General features: G+C 60.6%; 24 protein-coding genes, 1 tRNA gene and 1 pseudogene. 24 read left to right on the top strand and 2 right to left on the bottom strand.

The genetic code is table 11. The features are described 5' to 3' along the window. Nucleotides 1-2 precede the first annotated feature (2 nt). Both greA and GQB03_RS15380 read left to right on the top strand, forming a co-directional pair. Nucleotides 3-479 (top strand): transcription elongation factor GreA, encoded by a 477-nt coding sequence (gene greA, locus GQB03_RS15385; protein ID WP_159691271.1) that lies wholly within the window; start codon nt 3-5, stop codon nt 477-479. Nucleotides 480-494: 15 nt separating this feature from the next. Further along, on the top strand, nt 495-959 hold the full coding sequence (locus tag GQB03_RS15380; RefSeq protein ID WP_159691268.1) for a DUF4149 domain-containing protein: 465 nt from the start codon (nt 495-497) through the stop codon (nt 957-959). Nucleotides 960-984: 25 nt separating this feature from the next. Here GQB03_RS15380 and GQB03_RS15375 read toward each other — a convergent pair whose 3' ends face one another. After that, nucleotides 985-1,404 (bottom strand): YhbY family RNA-binding protein, encoded by a 420-nt coding sequence (locus tag GQB03_RS15375; RefSeq protein ID WP_159691265.1) that lies wholly within the window; start codon nt 1,402-1,404, stop codon nt 985-987. Between the two features lie 41 nt (nt 1,405-1,445). Between GQB03_RS15375 and GQB03_RS15370 the strand changes: the two genes are divergently transcribed. From GQB03_RS15370 to GQB03_RS15265, 22 genes are all read left to right on the top strand, one after another. Then, nucleotides 1,446-2,066 carry an RlmE family RNA methyltransferase gene (locus GQB03_RS15370; protein ID WP_159691262.1) on the top strand — a complete coding sequence of 207 codons (621 nt, stop codon included), beginning with the start codon at nt 1,446-1,448 and terminating at the stop codon, nt 2,064-2,066. A 93-nt stretch (nt 2,067-2,159) separates the two neighbouring features. After that, a complete protein-coding gene (gene ftsH / locus GQB03_RS15365; protein WP_159691260.1) occupies nt 2,160-4,052 on the top strand; it encodes an ATP-dependent zinc metalloprotease FtsH in 1,893 nt (630 codons plus the stop codon). Between the two features lie 59 nt (nt 4,053-4,111). Next, the gene (folP, locus tag GQB03_RS15360) at nt 4,112-4,942 is read left to right on the top strand and encodes a dihydropteroate synthase (RefSeq protein ID WP_159691257.1); all 831 of its coding nucleotides are present in this window, start codon (nt 4,112-4,114) and stop codon (nt 4,940-4,942) included. A 117-nt stretch (nt 4,943-5,059) separates the two neighbouring features. Continuing rightward, nucleotides 5,060-6,427 (top strand): phosphoglucosamine mutase, encoded by a 1,368-nt coding sequence (gene glmM, locus GQB03_RS15355; protein WP_159691254.1) that lies wholly within the window; start codon nt 5,060-5,062, stop codon nt 6,425-6,427. A 148-nt stretch (nt 6,428-6,575) separates the two neighbouring features. Next, entirely contained in the window at nt 6,576-7,334 is a 759-nt protein-coding gene (tpiA, locus tag GQB03_RS15350) for a triose-phosphate isomerase (protein WP_159691251.1), read from the top strand. A gap of 20 nt (nt 7,335-7,354) precedes the next feature. Then, nucleotides 7,355-7,717 (top strand): preprotein translocase subunit SecG, encoded by a 363-nt coding sequence (gene secG / locus GQB03_RS15345; RefSeq protein ID WP_046534436.1) that lies wholly within the window; start codon nt 7,355-7,357, stop codon nt 7,715-7,717. A 61-nt stretch (nt 7,718-7,778) separates the two neighbouring features. Further along, nucleotides 7,779-7,863 (top strand) — tRNA-Leu (locus tag GQB03_RS15340). A 75-nt stretch (nt 7,864-7,938) separates the two neighbouring features. Then, on the top strand, nt 7,939-8,313 hold the full coding sequence (locus tag GQB03_RS15335; protein ID WP_159691577.1) for an NADH-quinone oxidoreductase subunit A: 375 nt from the start codon (nt 7,939-7,941) through the stop codon (nt 8,311-8,313). A gap of 55 nt (nt 8,314-8,368) precedes the next feature. Then, nucleotides 8,369-8,845 carry a NuoB/complex I 20 kDa subunit family protein gene (locus GQB03_RS15330; protein ID WP_046534434.1) on the top strand — a complete coding sequence of 159 codons (477 nt, stop codon included), beginning with the start codon at nt 8,369-8,371 and terminating at the stop codon, nt 8,843-8,845. 17 nt (nt 8,846-8,862) lie between these two features. After that, nucleotides 8,863-9,468: an NADH-quinone oxidoreductase subunit C gene (locus GQB03_RS15325; RefSeq protein ID WP_159691248.1), complete on the top strand. Its 606-nt coding sequence runs from the start codon at nt 8,863-8,865 to the stop codon at nt 9,466-9,468. Beyond that, the gene (locus GQB03_RS15320) at nt 9,461-10,714 is read left to right on the top strand and encodes an NADH-quinone oxidoreductase subunit D (protein WP_159691245.1); all 1,254 of its coding nucleotides are present in this window, start codon (nt 9,461-9,463) and stop codon (nt 10,712-10,714) included. Before GQB03_RS15325 ends, GQB03_RS15320 begins: the two co-directional genes overlap by 8 nt. Nucleotides 10,715-10,754: 40 nt before the next feature. Then, a complete protein-coding gene (nuoE, locus tag GQB03_RS15315; protein WP_159691242.1) occupies nt 10,755-11,231 on the top strand; it encodes an NADH-quinone oxidoreductase subunit NuoE in 477 nt (158 codons plus the stop codon). After that, complete coding sequence (gene nuoF / locus GQB03_RS15310; RefSeq protein WP_200832251.1) at nt 11,228-12,547, top strand: NADH-quinone oxidoreductase subunit NuoF; 1,320 nt, start codon at nt 11,228-11,230, stop codon at nt 12,545-12,547. The genes nuoE and nuoF overlap by 4 nt, the downstream gene beginning before the upstream one ends. Beyond that, complete coding sequence (gene nuoG / locus GQB03_RS15305) at nt 12,541-14,892, top strand: NADH-quinone oxidoreductase subunit NuoG (RefSeq protein ID WP_159691239.1); 2,352 nt, start codon at nt 12,541-12,543, stop codon at nt 14,890-14,892. Before nuoF ends, nuoG begins: the two co-directional genes overlap by 7 nt. A gap of 2 nt (nt 14,893-14,894) precedes the next feature. Beyond that, nucleotides 14,895-15,944: an NADH-quinone oxidoreductase subunit NuoH gene (gene nuoH / locus GQB03_RS15300; RefSeq protein WP_159691236.1), complete on the top strand. Its 1,050-nt coding sequence runs from the start codon at nt 14,895-14,897 to the stop codon at nt 15,942-15,944. A gap of 9 nt (nt 15,945-15,953) precedes the next feature. Further along, nucleotides 15,954-16,439 carry an NADH-quinone oxidoreductase subunit NuoI gene (gene nuoI / locus GQB03_RS15295; protein ID WP_159691233.1) on the top strand — a complete coding sequence of 162 codons (486 nt, stop codon included), beginning with the start codon at nt 15,954-15,956 and terminating at the stop codon, nt 16,437-16,439. Between the two features lie 39 nt (nt 16,440-16,478). After that, a complete protein-coding gene (locus GQB03_RS15290; RefSeq protein WP_159691230.1) occupies nt 16,479-17,081 on the top strand; it encodes an NADH-quinone oxidoreductase subunit J in 603 nt (200 codons plus the stop codon). Nucleotides 17,082-17,109: 28 nt separating this feature from the next. Next, complete coding sequence (nuoK, locus tag GQB03_RS15285; protein WP_159691227.1) at nt 17,110-17,415, top strand: NADH-quinone oxidoreductase subunit NuoK; 306 nt, start codon at nt 17,110-17,112, stop codon at nt 17,413-17,415. A gap of 12 nt (nt 17,416-17,427) precedes the next feature. Continuing rightward, nucleotides 17,428-19,458, top strand: coding sequence for an NADH-quinone oxidoreductase subunit L (nuoL, locus tag GQB03_RS15280; protein WP_159691224.1), 2,031 nt, complete (start codon nt 17,428-17,430; stop codon nt 19,456-19,458). 66 nt (nt 19,459-19,524) lie between these two features. Further along, nucleotides 19,525-21,006 (top strand): NADH-quinone oxidoreductase subunit M, encoded by a 1,482-nt coding sequence (locus GQB03_RS15275; RefSeq protein ID WP_159691221.1) that lies wholly within the window; start codon nt 19,525-19,527, stop codon nt 21,004-21,006. A 37-nt stretch (nt 21,007-21,043) separates the two neighbouring features. Continuing rightward, nucleotides 21,044-22,513 carry an NADH-quinone oxidoreductase subunit NuoN gene (nuoN, locus tag GQB03_RS15270; RefSeq protein ID WP_159691218.1) on the top strand — a complete coding sequence of 490 codons (1,470 nt, stop codon included), beginning with the start codon at nt 21,044-21,046 and terminating at the stop codon, nt 22,511-22,513. A 93-nt stretch (nt 22,514-22,606) separates the two neighbouring features. Then, complete coding sequence (locus tag GQB03_RS15265; RefSeq protein WP_159691215.1) at nt 22,607-23,158, top strand: NUDIX domain-containing protein; 552 nt, start codon at nt 22,607-22,609, stop codon at nt 23,156-23,158. A 469-nt stretch (nt 23,159-23,627) separates the two neighbouring features. On the opposite strand, the pseudogene GQB03_RS15260 reads toward GQB03_RS15265, so the two are convergent. Beyond that, nucleotides 23,628-23,826: pseudogene (locus tag GQB03_RS15260) on the bottom strand (hypothetical protein); the annotation flags it as partial.

Genomic DNA, 23,826 nt, shown 5'->3' with positions numbered 1-23,826 from the left:
TCATGATCAAGACACCATTGACCCTCAAGGGGGCGGAGTTGCTGCGCGAGGAACTTCATCGGATGAAGACGGTGGAGCGGCCCAACGTCATTGCCGCAATTGCGGAGGCGCGCTCCCACGGGGATTTGTCCGAAAACGCCGAGTACGATGCGGCAAAGGAGCGCCAGGGCTTCGTCGAAGGGCGCATCAAGGAGCTCGAGGGCAAGCTGTCTACTGCCCAGGTGATCGATCCAAAACTGCTTGACGCCGACGGGCGTTGCGTCTTTGGTGCGACTGTGGACCTCGAGGATCTCGAGACCGGCGATAACGTGACCTATCAGATCGTGGGCGACGACGAGGCGGACCTGAAGGCAGGAAAGATCTCGATCAGTTCACCGATCGCGCGTGCCCTGATCGGAAAATACTCCGGCGACGTAGCCGAGGTGCAGGCTCCGGGTGGAATTCGCGAGTATGAAGTAATCGACGTCCGCTACGTCTGAATCAAAGCCGGGACCATGTCGCGATTCCTGTCGGGGCTTTATTCGGTTGCGATCGTGATGTGGGTCGGCGCGATGTGGACGGTTGGCTACATGGTCGCGCCCGTGCTCTTCGCGACGCTTTCCGATCGGGGCCTGGCAGGCATTCTTGCCGGAAAGCTGTTCGGTCTGGTTGCGATGCTGGGGATCGCGGTGGCCGTGTTCCTGATCGCGTCCCTGTTGTTCCGGCGTGGGCTCCAGGTCTTCCGGGATCGCGTGTTCTGGGTCGTTCTGGCGATGCTTTTGATGACCCTGGTGGGTCATTTCGGAATCCAGCCGGTCATGGCGCAGCTCAAGGCCGACGCGCTGCCACGGGAGGTCATGCAAAGTGTCCTGCGAGATCGCTTCGCGACCTGGCATGGCATATCGAGCGTCCTCTATCTCATTCAGAGCGTACTTGGCTTGGCGCTGATACTGCTCCATGGGCGGGGGCCGCGCCCGTGAGCGAGGTGATGTAGCCGTCGATGGTTCATCTACCGCGATGGGTGGTGCTCTTCGGGCTCTTGTGCAAGGTGGGGCGGCTCGGACGGCCACTGGATCTGGCGGGTGGGACGCGGCGTGGCACCTTGGCCGGGATCACGGCGCGCGTGGGCGTTGCGGCCTTCGTTGCTGGCGGCTCGGGTTTTTGGCGCCAGACGATCAGGATGTTCCCGATATGTTGGACCGGCGCAGCGCCACTCGCCTCGCAGATCGCGTCGATCAGGGCGGCGCGTTGGGACTTCTCGGCCCCATACACCCGGATCTTTATCAGCTCGTGAGCCTTCAGTGCGATGTCGATCTCGTGCAGGACGTTGTCGGTTAGCCCGTTGCCGGCAACACTGACCACCGGATTGAGGTGGTGAGCCTGTGCCTTGAGTTCGCGGCGACGGGCGGGTGACAATTGATTCATGATGCAGGCTCAATGGGAAACAGGGGCGGAATTCTACTCCGATGAAGCGCAGCAAGACCAGTAAGTCCTGGATGCAGGAGCATGTCAATGATCCCTTTGTGCAGCGCGCGAAGGCCGACGGATATCGTTCGCGTGCCGCGTACAAGCTTCTCGAGATTGACGACAAGGACCACCTTCTGCGTCCCGGTATGATTGTGGCGGATCTCGGTGCCGCGCCGGGTTCATGGTGTCAGGTTGCGGTCCGCCGGGTGGGGCCCAAGGGAAAAGTGTTTGCGCTCGACCTGCTGCCTATCGAGCCACTCGACGGTGTCGACTTCGTACAGGGGGATTTCTGCGACGACGAGGTGCTGGCCGGTTTCGAGCGATGCCTTGCGGGGCGGAAGGTAGGACTTGTTCTTTCTGATATCGCCCCAAACATGTCGGGTATCCCTTCTGCGGACCAGGCGAGGTCGATCCATCTTGCCGAACTGGTCCTGGAGTTCGCACGCGAACACCTTGCCGAAGGAGGGCAGATGTTGATAAAGGTTTTCCAGGGGGCCGGTTTCGAGCAGTACCGGAAGCAGATGGGGGGCCTTTTCGTGAATGTTTCGGTGCGCAAGCCCAAGGCCTCGCGCGACCGAAGTTCCGAGGTCTACCTGCTGGGGACAGGCCGGCGTCCTTGATTACGGACATACGTGTTGTTTGCCCCTGGGAACGATCACACTTAGAATCAGTCAATCAGACCGAGGCCCCTGTCGGGCCATCGAGGAGCGGAGTTGAACAATCTCTTCAAGAATCTTGCGATCTGGGTGGTGATCGGCGTCGTTTTGATGACGGTTTTCAACCAGTTCAATACACGCCAGGTTGCCCAGAGCACCATGGAGTACTCCCAGTTCATGGAGGAGGCTCGGTCGGGCCGCATTTCGGCGGTTACGGTGGATGGGCGCGTGGTCAAGGCCACAACGCAGGAAGGCCGCCAGATCACGGTTTACACGCCGGGCGTTCAGGATATCTGGATGGTGTCCGACCTCATGAAGTACGGCGTCAAGGTCAATGCCTCGAAGCCCGAGGAAGAGCAGTCCTTCCTCGCCAGCATCTTTGTCTCATGGTTCCCGATGTTGCTTTTGATTGGCGTGTGGATCTTTTTCATGCGCCAGATGCAGGGCGGTGGGAAGGGCGGGGCATTCTCGTTCGGCAAGAGCAAGGCGCGCATGCTCGACGAATCCGCGAATTCGATTACGTTTGCCGATGTTGCGGGGTGCGACGAAGCCAAGGAGGAAGTTGCCGAACTCGTCGAGTTCCTGCGTGACCCATCCAAGTTCCAGAAGCTCGGCGGCCGCATTCCGAAAGGCGTGCTGATGGTTGGCTCCCCCGGTACCGGCAAGACGCTGCTAGCAAAGGCAATTGCCGGCGAGGCCAAGGTTCCGTTCTTCTCGATCTCCGGCTCCGATTTCGTCGAGATGTTCGTCGGCGTGGGCGCGGCCCGCGTTCGTGACATGTTCGAGCAGGCGAAGAAGCAGGCACCTTGCATCATCTTCATCGACGAAATCGACGCGGTTGGCCGGCAGCGGGGTGCCGGGCTTGGTGGTGGTAACGACGAACGCGAACAAACGCTCAACCAGTTGCTTGTCGAGATGGACGGTTTTGAAGGGCAGACCGGCGTGATCGTGATTGCCGCAACCAACCGACCCGACGTGCTTGATCCGGCCTTGCTGCGCCCCGGGCGCTTCGACCGCCAGGTCGTCGTCTCGTTGCCGGATATCCGGGGTCGCGAGCAGATCCTCCGCGTGCACATGCGCAAGGTGCCGATCGCCCCGGACGTCGATCCGATGGTGCTTGCCCGGGGTACGCCGGGTTTTGCTGGCGCCGATCTGGCCAACCTCGTCAATGAGGCGGCGTTGTTCGCAGCGCGTGGAAACAAGCGTCTGGTCGATATGGAAGACTTCGAGCACGCCAAGGACAAGATCATGATGGGGGCCGAGCGGCGCTCGGTCGTCATGCCTGAAGAGGAGCGTCGCAATACGGCCTACCACGAATCCGGTCATGCGGTGGTGGCCAAGCTGCTCGACAAGACTGACCCGGTTCACAAGGTCACGATCATCCCGCGTGGCAGGGCGCTGGGGGTGACCATGCAACTGCCCGCCCAGGATCGCTACAGCCAGGATCGGGATCGCCTGCTGCAGACTATTGCAGTGCTGTTCGGTGGTCGGATCGCCGAAGAGATCTTCATGAACCAGATGACCACCGGTGCATCGAACGATTTTCAGCGTGCAACGGATCTGGCTCGGCGCATGGTGACCCAATGGGGCATGTCCGACAATCTGGGGCCAATGGTCTATGGGGAGGAGGACGGGGAGATTTTCCTCGGTCGCCAGGTGACTACCCATCGTAACGTTTCGGAAGCGACGATGCAGAAGGTCGATGCCGAGATTCGGCGGATCATTGATCAGCAGTATTCACTCGCCCGCAACCTAATCGAAGAGAGTCGCGACAAGATTGAGGCAATGACTGCGGCACTGCTCGAGTGGGAGACGATCGATGCCGAGCAGATCAATGACATCATGGAAGGGAATCCGCCGCGGCCTCCCAAGCCTACCAATCAGCAGCCGAAAAAGCCGAACGATAGTTCGTCCGGCCCGGAGCCTTCCGCGGCCACTTCCGCGGCCTGACGAAGCGGTTTCAAGATATCGGGCGGCGTGGCCGCCCGTTTCCATTTCGGAGAGGGTAAATGTCGGAATTTCTCCGATGTGGGCGCTTCAGGCTAGATCTGCGCCAGCCGGTGGTAATGGCGATTGTCAATGTGACGCCGGACTCGTTCTCTGGGGATGGGCATGACAGGCATTTCGATGTCGCTCTGCGACATGCGGAGCGGGCCGTGACTGACGGCGCGGCTATTCTCGATATCGGAGGAGAGTCCTCGAGGCCGGGGGCCGAGCCGGTTTCCGAGCAAGAAGAGATGGATCGGGTATTGCCGCTTCTCGAGCGGATCGTTGATTGGGAGGTGCCAGTATCGATCGACACGGTGAAGCCTGGCGTGATGCGTGCCGCGGTTGCGGCGGGCGCTTCGATGATCAACGATATCAACGCATTTCAAATGGCTGGTGCGCTCGAGGCGGTTGCCGCGAGCGACGCCGCGTTGTGCGTGATGCACATGCGCGGAAAGCCGCAAAGCATGCAGCTTGATCCCGAGTATTCCGACGTGGTGGTCGAGGTTCGCGATTACCTCATGCGCCAGAAGGATCGCTGCCTGGAGGCGGGCATCGCTGCGGATCGAGTCACGTACGATCCGGGATTCGGTTTCGGTAAATCGCTGGCGCATAACCTCGCGCTGCTTCGTGCGCTGCCTGATCTGGTGCCGCTGGGGCCGCTCTTGATTGGCGTATCGCGCAAATCGATGGTCGGTGCAATCACGGGTCGTCCGGTTGGCCAGCGACTCGCTGGAAGTCTTGCGACTGCGCTCATGGCCGCAGATCGCGGGGCAAGCATCATCCGTGTTCACGATGTAGGAGAGACCGTCGATGCCCTCAGGGTCCGCGCGGCAGTCCTTTTTGACAAGTGATGCGGTGAGCACTTCACGGCGCCTTTCGGGTGTTGCCGTCATAATCCGCCGGGCTTCGGGCGCTTCGGTTTGACGAGCGGCCTGAAATACTGAGATTCCACGAGCGGGGTTTTTTCGATGAGCAGAAAGTATTTTGGAACGGACGGAGTGCGCGGCAAAGTCGGTGAGTTCCCCATCACGCCCGACTTCGTGATGCGCCTCGGTTATGCGGCGGGGCTTACCCTGGTCGCTCGCGAACATCTTGGCGCCGGTGAGCGACCTGCAGTGCTGATCGGGAAGGATACCCGTGTTTCCGGCTACATGCTGGAGGCGGCGCTCGAGGCGGGATTCTCAGCGGCTGGGGTCGATGTCATGCTCGCCGGGCCGATTCCGACGCCTGCGGTTGCACATCTCACCCGTGCGCTTCGGCTCCAGGCCGGTGTGGTGATTTCCGCTTCTCACAATCCATATCAGGACAATGGCATCAAGTTTTTCTCGGCCCATGGATCGAAGCTGCCCGACGCAGTGGAGCACGAGATCGAGGCTCGGCTGGACCAGCCCATGGACTGCATGGAGTCGGCCCGGCTCGGGCGTGCGCGACGCGTCGACGATGCAGCGGGTCGCTATATCGAGTTCTGCAAAAGTACTTTCCCCAATGAACTTGATCTTCGAGGCGTCAAGATTGCGCTCGACTGTGCGCATGGCGCCTGCTACCACATCGCTCCGAAGGTGTTTCACGAGCTAGGTGCTGACGTCATTGCGGTCGGTGTCGAACCCAACGGGCTGAATATCAATGATGGCGTCGGCGCGACCCGCCCTGACAGTGTTCGCCGCGCGGTGCTGGAGCATGGCGCCGATATTGGTATCGCGCTGGACGGCGATGGTGATCGCGTCATGATGGTGGATGGCCGCGGAGAGATTTATGACGGAGACAAACTGCTTTACGTGATAGCCCGCACCCGGCATGCCAGTGGTGTTCTGGACGGTGTTGTCGGGACGCTCATGAGCAACCTGGGCTTCGAGCATGCGATCGGGCGGCTCGGGGCGCCGTTCGCGCGAGCCAAGGTCGGAGACCGTTACGTGATGGAGGTGCTTCAGGAGCGGGGCTGGCGCCTCGGTGGCGAAAACTCCGGCCACATTCTCTGCCTTGACCGTCACACGACTGGCGACGGAATCATCTCTGCGTTGCAGGTTCTGGCTGCACTGCGTGTTTCTGGCGAGAGTCTGTCCGAGGCCTGTGCGGATCTTGCCTTCTATCCACAGGTATTGATCAACGTGCGACTGCCTGCCGGCTTCAACTGGCAGGCGGATGAGGCGATCACGGCCGCGCGGCTCGGCGCCGAGAAGGAGCTGGGCGATCGTGGCCGTGTGCTGTTGCGACCCTCGGGAACCGAGCCGCTGTTGAGAGTGATGGTCGAGGGTGCGGACAAGGCGCAGGTCGAGCGGCTCGCGCGGCAGATCGCGGATGTGGTCGCGCGTGCTTGTGATCCGGCTGCCGCGGATTGATGTGTGACGGTGAGCCGGTTGCGATTGCTCCGGACCTGGGCTCGATCGTACGGACGCCTGTTTCGGCCGGCTGCATTTTGGGCGGTGTTTGACCACGCTGGCTACGAACGAATACAATCCCGCGGTTTAGGGGTCATGGCGGGCGCCCGTGAGAAAAAAGTTGATTGCCGCGAACTGGAAGATGAACGGTGGGCTTGTGGCCAACCGCGATCTTACGCAGGCTATTCTTAAGGGCGTTCCCGAAAACGCTTCGAGCGTCGTGCTGTGTGTTCCGTTTCCGTATCTTGCACAGGTCGGAGCGATGTTGCAGGGCTCCTCGATTGCCCTCGGGGCGCAGAACTCGAGCGAATACGGATCCGGTGCCTACACGGGCGAGGTCGAGGCAGGCATGCTTGTGGAGCTTGGCTGCAGCTACGTCATCCTTGGCCACTCGGAACGCCGCGTGCTCTTCGGCGAGACCGACGATCAGGTGGCCGCGAAGGTCGTCAAGGCACTTGCAGCGGGGTTGCGCCCGATCGTCTGTGTTGGCGAGAGCGAGTTGGAGCGTGCCGGTGGAAAGACCAAGGAAGTCGTGGAGCGACAGCTTGAGGCGGTGCTGGACGTGATGCCCGATGTCGGACGCGCGTCCCTGATTGTGGCGTATGAGCCGGTATGGGCAATAGGGACCGGACGCTCGGCGTCTCCAGAAGACGCGCAGGAAGTGCATTTGCATATTCGCGGATTGCTTCAGAGGCGCTTTGGAACGGATGCTCGCGGGGTGCCGCTTCTGTATGGAGGGAGCGTCAAGCCGGCGAATGCGTCAGCATTGTTCGCGAAACCCGATATTGATGGTGGCTTGATTGGTGGCGCGTCGCTGGTTGCCGGGGATTTCCTCGCGATTTGCGCGGCAGGCGACTTGATGAATTGAATGGACAGGTAAAACAGCAAATGAGCAGCTATCTTTTTTCGATCGTATTGACGGTGCACGTCCTGATCGGTCTTGCGGTAATCGGTCTAGTGTTGATGCAGCACGGTAAGGGTGCGGATATGGGGGCAGCGTTTGGTAGTGGTGCTTCCGGAAGTCTTTTTGGTGCATCCGGTTCCGCCAATTTCCTGAGTCGGATGACCGCGGTTCTTGCGACCCTGTTCTTCCTGACCAGTCTGGGATTGAGCTACGTTGCGCATAATGATGGCGGTGCAGCCAAGAGTGTCATGGATGCGGTGCCTGCGGCTGCGTCCGAAGCGCCTGCCGCGCCAGCAGACGCACCCGCTGGAAACCCTGATTCGAAGGCGCTGGCGATCCCCAAATAGCGTGCGGGCCTTTTCTTTGGCACTGCAGCAAGATATACTTTCGTTCGCTGATTTTTGTGATGCCGACGTGGTGAAATTGGTAGACACGCCATCTTGAGGGGGTGGTGACGCGAGTCGTGTGAGTTCGAGTCTCACCGTCGGCACCAGATTATGAGGACGCCCGCATTTGCGGGCGTTTCCATGCGGAGCTAAGCTCCCAAATCACATTGGATGTCTTGGGTATGCTGGAAAATTACTTTCCCGTCTTGATCTTCATCCTCGTCGGTCTTGCCTTCGGGTGCGTACCCATCGTTCTTGGCCGCCTGGCCGGCCCCCATCGGCCTGATGCCGAAAAACTCTCTCCCTACGAATGTGGCTTTGAGCCGTTCGAAGATGCGCGGATCAAGTTCGACGTACGCTACTATCTGATCGCCATCCTTTTCATTCTTTTCGATCTCGAGATTGCGTTCCTCTTTCCATGGGCGACCATCCTGAAGGAGATTGCAGCGACTGAAGGCCTCAGGCTCTTCGGGTTTTTCGAGATGATGGTTTTTCTTGGCATTCTTCTGATCGGTTATATCTGGGTCTGGAAGAAGGGTGCCCTTGAGTGGGAATGATCCTTTCGCGGCAGATTTGTGGTTCCATGCTTCTGCGGGTGAAATGGGGGGATGAATGAGTATCGAAGGTGTTTTCAAGGAAGGCTTCGTTACGACGTCGCTGGACACTGTGATCAACTGGACCCGGACAGGTTCATTGTGGCCGATGACTTTTGGTCTCGCATGTTGTGCGGTCGAAATGATCCACGCAGGCTGTTCTCGTTATGACCTGGACCGCTTTGGTGTGGTGTTTCGCCCAAGTCCCCGGCAGTCGGACCTGATGATTGTGGCCGGGACGCTGTGCAACAAGATGGCCCCGGCCTTGCGCAAGGTATACGACCAGATGGCGGAGCCGCGCTGGGTGATCTCGATGGGGTCGTGTGCCAACGGCGGCGGCTATTACCATTATTCGTACTCGGTTGTTCGGGGCTGCGATCGCATCGTTCCGGTCGACGTTTATGTGCCGGGCTGCCCTCCGACTGCCGAGGCGCTTCTCTACGGAATCATCCAGCTCCAGAACAAGATCAAGCGCACCAACACGATTGCGCGTTAATCCGGAAAAACGTTCCTATGAGTGCCAAACTCGAAAAACTTTCCTCGTTGCTGACCGAAATTTTCGGCGACAAGGTGATTTCGCTGGTGGTGGATCGTGGTGAGGTGACGCTCGAAGTGGCAGCGGCAGATTATCTTGCGGTCGCCCAGACGCTGCGCGACCATGCGGATCTGCGCTTCGAACAGCTGATCGACCTCTCGGGAGTCGATTACGCAACCTACGGTGATGGCAGTCGCGAAGGACTGCGTTTCGCGGTGGCGGTGCACCTCCTGTCTGTCAGTCATAACTGGCGGCTGCGGCTGAAGGCATTCGCGGCCGAAGACCAGTTCCCGGTGCTTGATTCAGTGTTTCCCGTGTGGCCATCGGCGAACTGGTTTGAGCGTGAGGCTTTCGACCTCTACGGGATCATGTTCTCGGGCCACCCGGATCTGCGGCGAATTCTTACCGACTATGGTTTTGTGGGTCATCCATTCCGCAAGGATTTCCCGATTTCGGGCTATGTCGAGATGCGATACGACCCGGAGGCAGGTCGTGTCGTCTATCAGCCGGTGAGCATCGAGCCGCGCGAGAACACACCGCGGATCGTACGTGAAGAGAAATACGGGGACGTCGGCCATGGCTGAGATTCGCAATTACACGATCAACTTCGGGCCTCAGCACCCCTCGGCGCACGGCGTGCTTCGTCTGGTACTGGAGCTCGACGGCGAAGTGGTTGAGCGGGCCGACCCGCATATCGGTTTGCTGCATCGAGGGACCGAGAAGCTCGCGGAGACACGTACCTGGGTCCAGTCGGTGCCTTACATGGATCGTCTCGACTACGTTTCGATGATGTGCAACGAACATGCGTACTGCATGGCCATCGAGAAGCTGCTGGGTGTCGAGGTACCTCTGCGGGCACAATATATCCGGGTGATGTTCGATGAAATCACCCGGATCCTGAATCACTTGTTGAACATCGGCACGCACGCGCTCGACATCGGTGCGATGACGATGGTGCTGTACACGTTCCGCGAGCGTGAGGACCTGATGGACGCCTACGAGGCGGTCTCTGGTGCCCGCATGCACGCGGCGTACTACCGGCCGGGCGGCGTGTACCGCGATCTTCCCGACCAGATGCCGCAATACGAGGTTTCGAAGTGGAAGGGCGCGGATGCGGTCAGGAAGCTCAACGAGAATCGCCAGGGCTCGCTGCTCGACTTCCTCGATGATTTCTGCTCTCGCTTCCCGCGCTACGTTGATGAATACGAGACCTTGCTCACCGATAACAGGATCTGGAAACAGCGGACCGTCGATATTGGTATCGTGACCCCGGAGCAGGCTCTGGCCTGGGGTTTCACCGGGGCGATGCTGCGTGGCTCGGGAATCGAGTGGGATTTGCGCAAGAAGCAGCCGTACGAGGTCTATGACCGGGTCGATTTCGACATCCCCGTTGGTGTCAATGGTGACTGTTACGATCGCTACCTCGTCCGTATCGAAGAGATGCGTCAATCGAATCGCATCGTCAAGCAGTGCATCGACTGGCTGCGGGCAAACCCGGGTCCCGTGATCACCTCGAACCACAAGGTGGCGCCCCCGAAGCGCGAATCGATGAAATCCAACATGGAAGAGCTGATCCATCACTTCAAGCTCTTTACCGAAGGCATGCACGTTCCGGAAGGTGAGGTGTATGCAGCCGTCGAGCATCCCAAGGGCGAGTTTGGGGTGTACGCAGTCTCCGACGGTGCCAACAAACCTTATCGACTCAAACTTCGTGCGCCGGGCTTTGCCCACCTTTCCGCGATGGATGACATGGCGCGCGGCCACATGATTGCCGACGTGGTGGCGATTATCGGCACGATGGACGTCGTGTTCGGGGAAATCGACCGCTAAGACAACCGGCCGAAAGGCTGAATCCGTATCCGAGCTGAATATGCTGAGTCAGGAATCGCTAGCCAGAATCGACGTGGAAGTCGCCAAGTATCCGCCGGAGCAGAAGCAGTCGGCGGTGATGGGGGCCTTGCGCATCGCGCAGGAGGAGAAAGGCTGGCTTGCCAACGAGACGATCGATTTCGTCGCCCGCTATCTCGACATGGCGCCGATCGCGGCATTCGAAGTGGCAAGTTTCTACAACATGTACGACATCGAACCGGTCGGCAAGCACAAGATCACGGTATGTACCAATCTGCCGTGCGCGTTGTCGGGCGGTGTGCATGCTGCCGAGTACATCAAGCAGAAGCTCGGGATCGATTTCAACGAAACGACGGCCGACGGCAAGTTCACTCTCAAGGAGGGTGAATGCATGGGCGCCTGTGGCGATGCGCCGGTCCTGCTGGTCAATAACCATCGCATGTGCAGCTGGATGACGCCCGAGAAAATCGATCAAATGCTGGCAGACCTCGACAAATGAGTACCCACGAACTGATATTCGCTGGACTCGATGGCGACCGGACCTGGCGCCTCGAGGACTATGTGGCCAGGGGCGGTTATTCGGCCCTGAAGAAGATCATCAACGAGAAGATCTCGCCGGAAGACGTGATCGCCGAGGTCAAGAAATCCGGTCTGCGCGGTCGCGGTGGTGCCGGCTTCCCGACTGGGCTCAAGTGGAGCTTCATGCCGCGTGCCTTTCCGGGTGCCAAGTACCTTGCCTGCAACTCCGACGAGGGCGAGCCCGGGACCTTCAAGGACCGCGATATCCTGCGCTACAACCCGCACTCGGTCATCGAGGGGATGACCATCGCGGCCTACGCGATGGGGTGCGAGCGAGGCTACAACTACATCCACGGCGAAATCTTCGATGTCTATCAACGCTTCGAAGAGGCGCTCGCCGAGGCGCGTGCAGCCGGATTTCTAGGCCAGAATATTCTCGGCACCGATTTCGGATTCGAGTTGTTCGCTCACCATGGCTACGGTGCCTACATCTGTGGCGAAGAGACCGCACTCCTCGAATCGATCGAAGGCAAGAAGGGGCAACCGCGATTCAAGCCGCCTTTCCCGGCAAGCTATGGTATCTACGGCAAGCCGACGACGATCAACAACACCGAAACATTCGCTTCGGTTCCGTTCATCATCAATGACGGTGGTGAGCACTTCCTCAATCTGGGCAAGCCGAACAACGGTGGTACCAAGATCTTCTCGGTCTCGGGGCACGTCGGCCGTCCCGGAAACTACGAAGTCCGCCTTGGCACGCCGTTTTCCGAACTGCTTGCCCTCGCAGGCGGGGTGCGCGGCGGGCGTCGGCTCAAGGCGGTGATTCCCGGCGGCTCCTCAGCGCCGGTGTTGCCGGCGGACATCATGATGGACTGCACCATGGATTACGACTCCATCTCCAAGGCCGGTTCGATGCTCGGCTCGGGGGCGGTGATCGTCATGGACGAGAGCACCTGCATGGTGAAGGCGCTCGAGCGACTCTCGTACTTCTACTTTGAAGAGTCCTGCGGTCAGTGCACGCCGTGTCGTGAAGGTACCGGCTGGCTCTACCGTGTGGTGCACCGCATAGAACACGGCAAGGGCCGGCCCGAAGATCTGGATCTGCTCAACAGTGTCACGGCGAACATCATGGGCCGCACAATCTGTGCGCTCGGCGATGCCGCGTCAATGCCGGTTCAGAGCTTCGTCAAGCACTTCGGCAGTGAATTCGAATACCACATCGAACATAAGCAGTGCCTCGTGCCTGCTGATGTTCAGAACGAAGGCAGCAAGATCTACGTAGGTCCGACATGCTAGAGATCGAGATCGACGGGAAAGTAATCCAGGTCAACGATGGCAGCACCGTGATGGATGCTGCTACCCAGGCCGGTTCTTACGTCCCCCATTTCTGTTACCACAAGAAGCTGTCCATCGCGGCGAACTGTCGCATGTGTCTGGTGCAGGTGGAGAAGGCGCCCAAGCCGCTGCCTGCCTGCGCCACGCCGGTTACCAACGGCATGAAGGTCTGGACGCACTCTGAAGCGGCAGTGAAGGCACAGAAGGGGGTGATGGAGTTCCTGCTCATCAACCACCCTCTGGATTGTCCGATCTGCGACCAGGGCGGTGAATGCCAGTTGCAGGATCTGGCCGTGGGCTACGGCGATTCCAGTTCCCGCTACCAGGAAGAGAAGCGGGTCGTTCTCAACAAGAACCTCGGCTCGCTCGTCGCCACCGACATGACGCGGTGCATCAACTGCACCCGCTGCGTGCGCTTCACCCAGGAGATCGCGGGTGAAATGGAGCTTGGGCAGGCATTCCGCGGCGAGCATGCCGAGATCATGCCCTTTGTCGAGAAGACCGTCGATTCCGAGCTTTCGGGCAACATCATCGACCTCTGCCCGGTTGGCGCGCTGACTTCAAAACCGTTCCGCTTCAGCGCCCGCACCTGGGAAATGTCCCGCCGCAAATCGGTGAGCCCCCACGATTCGCTGGGTTCCAACCTGATCGTCCAGGTCAAGCACGACACCGTGAAACGCGTGCTGCCGCTCGAGAACGAAGCGATCAACGAATGCTGGCTCTCCGACAAGGACCGCTTTGCCTACGAGGCGCTCGGCTCCGACGAGCGCCTTACCAAGCCGATGATTCGCCAAGGCGGCGAATGGCAGGAAGTGGATTGGCAGACCGCGCTCGAGTTTGTCGCCAACGGTCTCAAGTCGACGGTACGTGAACAGGGTGCGCAATCGGTCGGCGCACTGCTCTCGCCGCACGCCACACTCGAGGAACTCCACCTCGCGCAGAAGCTGATGCGCGGTCTCGGTTCGGAAAACATCGATTCGCGCCTGCGCCAGGCCGATTTTTCTGGCGACGCAAGCCGCAGTGGCGCGCCGTGGCTCGGCATGCCGATCGCCGAGGTCGCGAGCCTCAACCGCCTACTGGTGGTGGGCAGTTTCCTGCGCAAGGATCATCCGCTGCTGGCCCAGCGCGTCCGTCAGGCCGCCAAGCGTGGCCTGCGGGTGAGCTACGTCGGTCCCAATGCCGAAGATTGGCTGCTGCCGGTTCGTAACCGCGCGCTGGTCGCTCCGGGCAAGATGCTTGCCGAGCTCGCCGGCGTCGTCAAGGCGCTTTCCCTGGCGGTCTCCAAACCCGTATCCGGCGCGATCGCGGATTACGTCGCCGCAGTGGCGATCAGCCCTGCAGCGCAGGCCATCGCCGACGACCTTGCCGCAGGTAGCAGCGCTGCGGTGTGGCTCGGCAATCTCGCCGCACAACATCCGCAAGCCGCATCCCTGCAGCAGCTCGCACAGGAAATCGCACGTCTTGTCGATGGTCGCGTCGGCATCATCGGCGAAGCGGCAAACAGCGTCGGTGCTCATGTGGTGGGGGCCGTCCCCGGTGCTGGCGGGCGCAACGTCGCCGACATGCTCGACAAGCCGCTGGCGGCCTATCTCGTGCTCGGCGCAGAGGCCGAGTTCGACTTTGCCGATGCAGTGAAGACCCGCACGGCGTTCGAGCAGGCTGGCCTGGTGGTCAGTCTGGGTGCCTTCCGTTCGGTGGCCGCGCTCGATTACGCCGATGCGATGCTGCCGATCGCACCCTTTACCGAGACCGCCGGCACTTTCGTCAACTGCGAAGGGCGCGTGCAAAGTTTCTATGGCGTGGTCAAGCCGCTTGGCGAAACCCGTCCGGGCTGGAAAGTGCTGCGGGTGCTCGGCAATCTGCTCGGTCTCGATGGCTTCGATTTCGCGAAGGCGGACGAAGTATGCGTCGAGGCACTGGGCGGGAGCCCCGAGTTCGTGAGCGAGCGCCTGGGTGGCCTGGTCGATGTGCCGCTGTCCTCGCAGCCTGCTGCTGAAGGCAAGGGTTTCGAGCGCGTAGCGGACATCCCGCTCTACTTCGCTGATCCGCTGGTGCGCCGTGCGCCCTCGCTTCAGAAGACCAAGGACGCGGCGGCACCGCTTGCACGGATGAATGCTGCCACGGCGGCAGCATCGGGCGTAGCCGATGGCCAGCTTGTGCGACTGCGTTCTGCTGCCGGCGTCGTCTCGCTCACTGCGCGCGTGGATGAAGCGGTGGCGGATGGTTGCGTGCGGGTTGCCGGTGCTCACCAGAGCACTGCCGGCCTCGGGCCGCTCAGCGGCGTGATCAGCGTGGAGGGCCTCTGACAATGGACGGATTGCTTCAACCCGTAGTCGATCTGTTCGGCCCGACCTGGCCGCTGGTATGGACGCTGGTCAAGATCGTCGCGATCATTGCCCCGCTGATGATTTGCATCGCCTACCTCACCCTGGCGGAGCGCAAGGTGATCGGTTACATGCAGGTGCGAATCGGCCCCAACCGGGTCGGCCCGCTCGGTCTGCTCCAGCCGATTGCGGATGGCGTGAAACTCCTGCTCAAGGAAGTGATCGTTCCGTCCGGCGCGAGCAAGGGTCTCTTCATCATCGGCCCGATCCTGGCGTTCGCTCCGGTGCTGGCTGCATGGGCGGTGGTGCCGTTCTCCGACGGGATGGTGCTCGCGAACGTGGATGCCGGCCTGCTTTTCCTGCTGGCGATTACCTCCCTCGAAGTGTACGGGGTGATCGTGTCCGGCTGGGCCTCCAACTCGAAGTACCCCTTCGTGGGAGCCATGCGTGCCGCGGCACAGATGGTGTCCTACGAGATTTCGATGGGCTTTGCACTGGTTTGCGTGCTGATGATCTCCGCCAGTCTGAATCTGAGCGATATCGTCATGCAGCAAGGGCAGGGGCGCTTTGCCGACATGGGCCTGGGCTTCCTGTCGTGGAACTGGCTGCCGCTGTTCCCGATGTTCATCGTCTTCATGGTGTCGGGCATCGCGGAGACAAACCGCGCGCCTTTTGACGTCGTCGAAGGCGAATCCGAGATTGTCGCGGGTCACATGGTCGAATATTCCGGCATGGCTTTCGCGCTGTTCTTCCTCGGTGAATATGCTGCGATGTGGCTGGTTTCGGCGCTGACCTCGATACTGTTCCTCGGTGGCTGGCTCTCGCCGGTGTCCTTCCTGCCGGACGGCTTCCACTGGCTGTTCATCAAGGTCGCGGCGATCCTGTTTCTTTTCCTGTGGGCGCGGGCGACGTTCCCCCGGTTCCGCTACGACCACATCATGCGTCTGGGTTGGAAGGTGTTCATCCCCATTACCCTGACCTGGGTCATCGTCGTTGCAGTGTGGATGCTCTCCCCGCTGTCGATCTGGAAGTAAGAGGCTTATATGGGTGCCATGGATTTCGTCGGAAGCCTGTTCCTCAAGGAACTGGTGAAGGGGCTGGCCCTGACCGGTCGTCATTTGTTCGCGCGCAAGATCACCGTGCAGTTCCCCGAAGAGAAGACGCCGCAAAGCCCGCGCTTCAGGGGCCTGCATGCCTTGCGGCGTTATCCCAACGGCGAGGAACGCTGCATCGCCTGCAAACTCTGCGAGGCGGTATGCCCGGCGATGGCGATCACCATCGAATCGGACCAGCGCGATGACGGTTCGCGCCGTACCAGCCGCTACGACATCGATCTCACCAAGTGTATCTTCTGCGGCTTCTGCGAGGAGGCCTGCCCGGTCGATGCGATCGTAGAGACGCGGGTGCTCGAGTATCACGGAGAGAGGCGGGGCGATCTCTATTACACCAAGCAGATGCTGCTTGCCGTGGGCGATCGCAACGAAGCGCAGATTGCCAAGGATCGCGAGACCGACGCGAAGTACCGATAACCGATTGGGGCCGGCGACGCCTGCCCCGGGGTGCCACAGATGGATTTCAAGACCTTCGTTTTCTACATGTTCGCAACGATCATGATTCTCGCGTCGTTGCGGGTGATCACCGCCCGGAACCCGGTGCATGCCGCGTTGTTCCTGGTGCTCGCCTTCTTCACCGCGGGCGGTATCTGGATGTTGCTCGAGGCAGAGTTCCTGGCCATCACCCTGGTGATGGTCTATGTCGGCGCGGTGATGGTGCTGTTCCTCTTCGTGGTGATGATGCTCGACATCAATCTCGACCGGATCCGTGAAGGGTTCTGGAGCTACCTGCCGCTCGGCGCGGCGATCGGCCTGTTGATGGTCGCGGAGATGGTGATCGTCCTCGGCGGCAGCTACTTCGGTCTCGACAGCATGCCCGAGCCGCCCGCCGCCGCTGCCGGCTACAGCAACACCCGCGAGCTGGGTCGCCTGCTTTACACCGAATATGTATATCCCTTCGAGCTTGCCTCGCTAGTGTTGCTGGTGGCGATGGTCGCCGCCGTGGCATTGACGCTGCGGCATCGCAAGGGCACGAAGAGCGTCAACCCGTCGCAGCAGATTGCGGTCAAGCGCAATGACCGCGTGCGGATGGTGTCGATGCCGACCGAGAAAGAATAAGAACGACGGCTGCAAAGGGAGTCCCGTAATGCTTTCGCTTTCCCATTACCTGATCCTGGGCGCGATCCTGTTCGCGATCAGCGTCGTCGGTATCTTCCTCAACCGGAAGAACCTGATCGTGTTACTGATGGCCATCGAATTGATGCTGCTGTCGGTCAATACCAACTTCATCGCGTTTTCCCATTACCTGGGCGACGCGGCGGGGCAGATTTTCGTGTTCTTCATTCTGACCGTGGCAGCTGCTGAAGCGGCGATCGGTCTTGCCATCCTGGTGGTGCTGTTCCGCAATCTGCGCACCATCCATGTGGATGACCTCGACAGCCTCAAGGGTTAAGGAAGCGTCTCGATGTCGGATATGCAAACACTCTATCTGATGGTGCCGCTGGCACCGCTGGCCGGCGCCATCCTGGCGGGTCTGTTTGGCAAGACCATCGGCCGGGCCGGTTCCCACGTGGTGACCATCCTCGGCGTGGCGATCGCCTTCGTGCTTTCCATCGTCATCTACCAGGATGTCCAGGCGGGCAATACCTTCAACGGAACGATCTATACCTGGGCTACCAGCGGGAACCTTAAGCTCGAGGTCGGCTTCCTGATCGATCAGCTCACCGTGATGATGATGCTGGTGGTGAGCTTCGTCTCGTTGATGGTTCACGTCTATACCATCGGCTACATGCACGACGATCCCGGTTACCAGCGCTTCTTCAGCTATATCTCGCTGTTCACCTTCTCGATGCTGATGCTGGTGATGTCCAACAACTTCCTGCAGCTGTTCTTCGGCTGGGAAGCGGTGGGTCTGGTCTCCTACCTGCTGATCGGTTTCTGGTACACCCGCCCGACCGCCATCTACGCGAACATGAAGGCCTTCCTGGTCAACCGCGTCGGCGACTTCGGCTTCCTGCTCGGCATCGGCCTGGTTGCAGCCAATACCGGGAGCCTCAACTACGCGGAAGTCTTCGCCCAGGCTGATCAGCTGGCGGCCAAGAGCATCGAGCTGTTCCCGGGTTCGCCCTGGCTGCTGATCACGGTGATCTGTATCTGCCTGTTCATCGGTGCGATGGGCAAATCGGCCCAGGTGCCGCTGCACGTCTGGCTGCCCGATTCGATGGAAGGCCCGACTCCGATCTCGGCCCTGATCCACGCCGCGACCATGGTGACCGCGGGCATCTTCATGGTGGCGCGCATGTCGCCGCTGTTCGAGCTTTCCGACACCGCGCTCTCCTTCGTGCTCGTCATCGGAGCCACAACCGCGCTCTTCATGGGCTTCCTCGGCATCATCCAGAACGACATCAAGCGGGTGGTCGCCTATTCGACCCTGTCGCAGCTCGGCTACATGACCGTTGCGCTGGGGGTTTCGGCCTACTCCGCGGCGGTGTTCCACCTCATGACCCACGCCTTCTTCAAGGCGCTGCTGTTCCTTGGTGCCGGCTCGGTCATCATCGGCATGCACCACGACCAGGACATGCGCAATATGGGTGGTCTGTGGAAGTACATGCCGATCACCTGGATCACCTCGCTGTTCGGCTCGCTGGCGCTCATCGGCTTCCCCTTCCTGTCGGGTTTCTATTCAAAGGACTCGATCATCGAGGCGGTGCATTTCTCGCACATCCCGGGCGCCGGCTACGCCTACTTCTGCGTCATCGCGGGGGTGTTCGTGACCGCCTTCTATTCCTTCCGGATGTACTTTCTGGTTTTCCACGGCAAGGAGCGCTTCGGCCAGCCTCATGACGGTCATCACGATCACCATGGTGATCACGAAGACGAGGAAGTTTCCCACGATCACCATCACGGTCTCGCGCCGGGGCAGAAACCCCACGAGTCGCCGTGGGTGGTCACCGTTCCGCTGGTCCTGTTGGCGATCCCCTCGGTGATCATCGGCTTCATGACCATCGAACCGATGCTCATGGGTGAATGGTTCAAGGGTGTCATCCACATGTCCGAAGCGCACCCGGTAATGGAAGAGCTCGCCAGCGAATTCCACGGTCCGGTCGCGATGGCGCTGCACGGCTTCACCACGCTGCCGTTCATGCTCGCCATGGCTGGCGTGGTCATTGCCTGGTTCTTCTACATGATCGCCCCCGGCATTCCGGCAGCGATCCAGCGGATCTTCAAGCCAATCTACCTGCTGCTCGAGAACAAGTACTTCTTCGACCGTTTCAACGAGATCTTCATTGCCGGCGGCGCCCGCCTGCTCGGCAAGGGGCTGTGGAAAGGCGGCGACGGCATGCTGATCGACGGTGTCGCGGTCAACGGAACCGCGGCGCTGGTGGGCAAGGTGTCCCGGCTTTCCCGTCTGATCCAGACCGGCCACATTTACCAGTATGCGTTTGTGATGATCATCGGCGTCTTCCTGCTCCTGACCTTCTGGTTCACGGGCTGAGAGTCGCACAGGGATGGATAGAACTAGAACTCGCGTCCTGACCGACGCACAAAACGGATGTTGACGATGACGGGTATGCCTTACCTCAGCCTCGCTATTTGGGTGCCGATTGTCGGTGGCCTTGTAGTGCTTGCGACCGGCTCGGACCGGAATGCGCCGCTTGCTAGGGTGATCGCGCTGGTCACCGCGATTGCCGGACTCCTGGTGGCGATCCCGCTCTACCAGGGCTTCGATACCACCACCAGTTCGATGCAGTTCGTTGAACTCGCGCCGTGGATTCCCTACTTCAACATCAATTACTACCTCGGCGTCGATGGCATCTCGATGCTGTTCGTACTGCTGAACAGCTTCATCACCGTCATCGTTGTGATCGCCGGCTGGGAAGTCATCCAGCAGCGGGTGTCGCAGTACATGGCCGCCTTCCTGATCATGTCCGGCCTCATGAACGGCATCTTCTCGGCGCTTGACGGCATCCTCTTCTACGTCTTCTTCGAAGCCTCGCTGATCCCGATGTACCTGATCATCGGTATCTGGGGCGGTCCCAACCGGGTTTATGCGGCAATCAAGTTCTTCCTCTACACGCTGCTCGGCTCGCTGCTGATGCTGGTTGCGCTGATCTACTTGTTCCTCGAGTCGGGCGGCAGCTTCAATATCCTCGACTGGCACAAGCTGCCGCTCGCCATGGGCGTGCAGGTCGCGGTGTTCGTGGCCTTCCTGCTGTCCTTCGCGGTGAAGGTGCCGATGTGGCCGGTGCACACCTGGCTGCCGGACGCCCACGTCGAAGCGCCCACGGGTGGTTCGGTCGTGCTGGCTGCCATCGCCCTCAAGCTCGGTGCCTATGGTTTCCTGCGGTTTTCGTTGCCGATCGCCCCGGATGCCAGCCAGGCAATGGCGCCGCTGATCATCACCCTGTCGCTGATCGCCGTGGTCTACATCGGCTTCGTTGCGCTGGTCCAGACCGACATGAAGAAGCTGGTGGCCTACTCGTCGATCGCCCACATGGGCTTCGTGACGCTGGGATTCTTCATCTTCAATCCGCTCGGCATCGAAGGTGCGCTGGTGCAGATGATCTCCCACGGCTTCATCTCGGGCGCGATGTTCCTGTGCATCGGTGTGCTTTACGACCGGGTGCACTCGCGCAACATTGCCGACTACGGCGGCGTGGTCAACACCATGCCCAAGTTCGCGGCCTTCTTCATGCTCTTCGCCATGGCCAATGCGGGCCTGCCGGGCACCTCGGGCTTCATCGGCGAATTCATGGTCGTGCTCGGCTCCGTTCAATACAACTTCTGGGTCGCCTTCGCTGCCGCGACGACCCTGATCACCGGTGCTGCCTACACCCTCTGGATGTACAAGCGGGTCGTGTTCGGCGATGTGGCGAACGACCATGTCGCCGAACTCGAAGACATCGGGGCGCGAGAGTTCGCATTCCTCGCCGTACTGGCGATCTGCGTGCTGGCGATGGGTCTCTATCCGAAACCCGTCACGGACGTGCTCCATACCTCGGTTAACGAACTGCTGCGTCACGTGGCAGTGAGCAAGCTGTAAGGCGACCGGCAAGTCAATTACACGGAATGGTCTGACGATGAACTTTGTTGTCCCTAACTTCGCGCCCGCCTACGCCGAGCTGTTCGTCGCGGCGATGGGTGTGGTGATCCTGTTGGTCGCCGTGTTCCTCAAGCAGAGCGCACGTCCATTTGCCTATCTGGCAAGCCTTGCAACGCTGCTCGGAGCGGCGTTCATCACCTGGTACACGATGGACGGGCAGGTAAGCTATACCTTCGGCAACATGTACATCGATGACCTCATGGGTGATGTACTCAAGCTCATGGTGTATTTCGCGATGGCAGTCACACTGCTCTACAGCAGGGGCTACCTCACCGATCGCAAGATGGATCGCCCCGAGTACTTCGTGCTCGCTACGTTTGCCACCCTCGGCATGATGGTGATGATCTCGGCCAACCACCTGCTCACGGTCTATGTCGGTCTCGAGATGCTCTCGCTGTCGCTCTATGCGCTGGTGGCCTTCGATCGCGACTCCGCACGCTCCACCGAGGCCGCGATGAAGTATTTCGTGCTCGGCGCGCTCGCGTCCGGCCTGCTGCTCTACGGAATGTCGATGGTCTATGGCGCCACTGGCAGCCTCGAACTCTCCGGTATCGCCCAGGCGATCTACCATCAGGCGGGCAACCGCACCGTGCTGCTGTTCGGTCTGGTCTTCCTGATGGCCGGTATCGCCTTCAAACTGGGGGTCGTCCCGTTCCACATGTGGGTGCCCGACGTCTATCATGGCGCGCCTACCGCGGTGACGCTGCTGATCAGCACCGCGCCCAAGCTCGCCGCGTTTGCAATGACGATGCGTCTCCTCGTCAATGGCCTGTTCGAGCTCGCCGACCAGTGGCAGGCAATGCTCATGTTCCTCGCCATCGGCTCGATCGTGCTCGGCAACATCGCCGCCGTGGCACAGAGCAACATCAAGCGCATGCTCGCCTATTCGGGCATCTCGCACATGGGCTTCATGCTGCTCGGCCTGCTCTCCGGTGTCGTCGATGGCGATTCGCGGCTCGCACTCAACGCCTACGGCTCCGCGATGTTCTACGCCGTGGTTTATGTCCTCATGAGCCTCGCCGCCTTCGGCATGGTCATCCTGCTGTCGCGCGCCGGCTTCGAGGCCGAGAACATCGATGACTTCAAGGGCCTCAACAAGCGCAGCCCGTGGTTTGCCGCGATGATGATGTTCGTCATGTTCTCGATGGCCGGCGTACCCTTCTTCGTCGGCTTCTTCGCCAAGCTTGCGGTGCTGCAGGCAGCGGTTGCGGCGGGCTATGTATGGCTCGCGGTGCTGGCGGTGATGATGTCGCTGATCGGCGCTTTCTACTACCTGCGGGTGGTCAAGGTGATGTACTTCGATGATCCGCTCGACGCATCCCCAATCAGCGCCTCGGCCGACCTCAAACTGGTGTTGTCGGCCAACGGTCTGGCGATCGCCGTGTTCGGCCTGATGCCCTCGCAGCTCATCGAAAGCTGCGTCGCGGCGCTGGCCGGCTCGTTCTGAGGCCCCGCGACCGCTCGGGAGAAACCGGCGCTGCGGCGCCGGTTTTGCATTCCGGTCCAGTGCGGGACAAACCCGAAATTCAGGGAGAGCAGTGTGTGTGACAAGGATCCGGCGCTCGCCGAAACACGGCTTTCGGGCGAACAGGTATTCGACGGCGGCCTGCTCAAGGTCTACCGTGACACCGTCAGGCTGCCCGACGGCGGCAGCGCCACGCGCGAATACATCAAGCACCCGGGCGCGGTCGTCATCGTCGCGGTACTGCCCGATGGCAAGCTCATCTTCGAACGTCAGTTCCGCTATCCCCTGGATCGGGTCTTTCTGGAGTTGCCCGCCGGCAAGCTCGATCCGGATGAAACCATCCTTGCCTGTGCCCAGCGCGAACTGCTCGAGGAGACAGGCTACCGTGCAGACCACTGGCAGCATCTTGGCGTGATGCATCCGTGCATCGGTTACTCGGACGAGCGCATCGAGATCTTCTTCGCCCGCGATCTGCACTTCGAGGGACAGAAGCTCGACGATGGGGAGTTTCTCGAGATCGTCTCGATGAACCATGCCGAGGTCGAGGCAGCCGTCATGGCGGGGAAGATTACCGACGGCAAGACCATCAGCGCGCTGTTCGTGGCGCGCACGCTGCTCGGTGCCTGAGCTGCGGTTGCGGCAGGCCTGGCGCAAGGCCGGATGGCGGCTCCCGCCGCGCTGTTCGGCCGCTGACGCATTTCCCGGACCACGCTCGGCTGATTGCGTCGCGCAATGCCGATGCGATCCCGCAAGAGACCACCCGCCGGGCCTCCCGACGTCGAGCCGCATGGCTTGCGGCATCCACAATTGCGGGGCTGGCCCGGCAGGAGTGCATGTCAGAGCAACCCGGTCGAGAACCAAGGCACCGCGACAACGATACGCATGCCGATGAGCGGAACGCTCGCGTAATCCATGATGGAGCGAACGCCTTCATGGACTTCGCTTTGCTGATTGCACAGGCAGCGTAAAGGCCGCCCCGGAAGGTCAGTGAGAAGAGGTCGAGGCCCTCGGACAGCCAACACCGCCGCATAGTGCACCTCGTCCATGTCCATCTACCGCTATCGGGGGACATCGAAGTGGGCTGCGAACTGTTGCTTCATGAGCTGACGAATGTTACCGAGCGCGACCTGACCCCGTGTTCCCCCTCAAAGGCGTGCTCGTGGGCCGTCAGCAGAGAAGCGAGCCGCTCGTGCTCGAAACCTTCGACGTAGGCGCGCCGCGAGTAGCCGAGCGTCATCACAAAGATATGGACCACGGCTGCTCCCGTCTCGAAGCGCACCTTGATCTGGCCCCAG

Source organism: Cognatazoarcus halotolerans (assembly GCF_009800965.1).
Classification (GTDB): Bacteria; Pseudomonadota; Gammaproteobacteria; order Burkholderiales; family Rhodocyclaceae; genus Cognatazoarcus; species Cognatazoarcus halotolerans.
This window is presented reverse-complemented; position numbering and strand designations above follow the sequence as displayed.

What these genes read in the sequence shown, in the direction of transcription:
- GQB03_RS15320 (WP_159691245.1), top strand. Translation starts at nt 9,461, where the DNA reads ATGGCTGAGATTCGCAATTACACGATCAACTTCGGGCCTCAGCACCCC.
- nuoK (WP_159691227.1), top strand. Translation starts at nt 17,110, where the DNA reads ATGCTTTCGCTTTCCCATTACCTGATCCTGGGCGCGATCCTGTTCGCG.
- nuoN (WP_159691218.1), top strand. Translation starts at nt 21,044, where the DNA reads ATGAACTTTGTTGTCCCTAACTTCGCGCCCGCCTACGCCGAGCTGTTC.
- folP (WP_159691257.1), top strand. Translation starts at nt 4,112, where the DNA reads ATGTCGGAATTTCTCCGATGTGGGCGCTTCAGGCTAGATCTGCGCCAG.
- GQB03_RS15335 (WP_159691577.1), top strand. Translation starts at nt 7,939, where the DNA reads ATGCTGGAAAATTACTTTCCCGTCTTGATCTTCATCCTCGTCGGTCTT.
- nuoE (WP_159691242.1), top strand. Translation starts at nt 10,755, where the DNA reads ATGCTGAGTCAGGAATCGCTAGCCAGAATCGACGTGGAAGTCGCCAAG.
- GQB03_RS15330 (WP_046534434.1), top strand. Translation starts at nt 8,369, where the DNA reads ATGAGTATCGAAGGTGTTTTCAAGGAAGGCTTCGTTACGACGTCGCTG.
- glmM (WP_159691254.1), top strand. Translation starts at nt 5,060, where the DNA reads ATGAGCAGAAAGTATTTTGGAACGGACGGAGTGCGCGGCAAAGTCGGT.
- secG (WP_046534436.1), top strand. Translation starts at nt 7,355, where the DNA reads ATGAGCAGCTATCTTTTTTCGATCGTATTGACGGTGCACGTCCTGATC.
- GQB03_RS15275 (WP_159691221.1), top strand. Translation starts at nt 19,525, where the DNA reads ATGACGGGTATGCCTTACCTCAGCCTCGCTATTTGGGTGCCGATTGTC.
- nuoL (WP_159691224.1), top strand. Translation starts at nt 17,428, where the DNA reads ATGTCGGATATGCAAACACTCTATCTGATGGTGCCGCTGGCACCGCTG.
- GQB03_RS15370 (WP_159691262.1), top strand. Translation starts at nt 1,446, where the DNA reads ATGAAGCGCAGCAAGACCAGTAAGTCCTGGATGCAGGAGCATGTCAAT.
- GQB03_RS15375 (WP_159691265.1), bottom strand. Translation starts at nt 1,404, where the DNA reads ATGAATCAATTGTCACCCGCCCGTCGCCGCGAACTCAAGGCACAGGCT.
- nuoH (WP_159691236.1), top strand. Translation starts at nt 14,895, where the DNA reads ATGGACGGATTGCTTCAACCCGTAGTCGATCTGTTCGGCCCGACCTGG.
- GQB03_RS15380 (WP_159691268.1), top strand. Translation starts at nt 495, where the DNA reads ATGTCGCGATTCCTGTCGGGGCTTTATTCGGTTGCGATCGTGATGTGG.
- nuoG (WP_159691239.1), top strand. Translation starts at nt 12,541, where the DNA reads ATGCTAGAGATCGAGATCGACGGGAAAGTAATCCAGGTCAACGATGGC.
- GQB03_RS15290 (WP_159691230.1), top strand. Translation starts at nt 16,479, where the DNA reads ATGGATTTCAAGACCTTCGTTTTCTACATGTTCGCAACGATCATGATT.
- greA (WP_159691271.1), top strand. Translation starts at nt 3, where the DNA reads ATGATCAAGACACCATTGACCCTCAAGGGGGCGGAGTTGCTGCGCGAG.
- nuoF (WP_200832251.1), top strand. Translation starts at nt 11,228, where the DNA reads ATGAGTACCCACGAACTGATATTCGCTGGACTCGATGGCGACCGGACC.
- nuoI (WP_159691233.1), top strand. Translation starts at nt 15,954, where the DNA reads ATGGGTGCCATGGATTTCGTCGGAAGCCTGTTCCTCAAGGAACTGGTG.
- GQB03_RS15325 (WP_159691248.1), top strand. Translation starts at nt 8,863, where the DNA reads ATGAGTGCCAAACTCGAAAAACTTTCCTCGTTGCTGACCGAAATTTTC.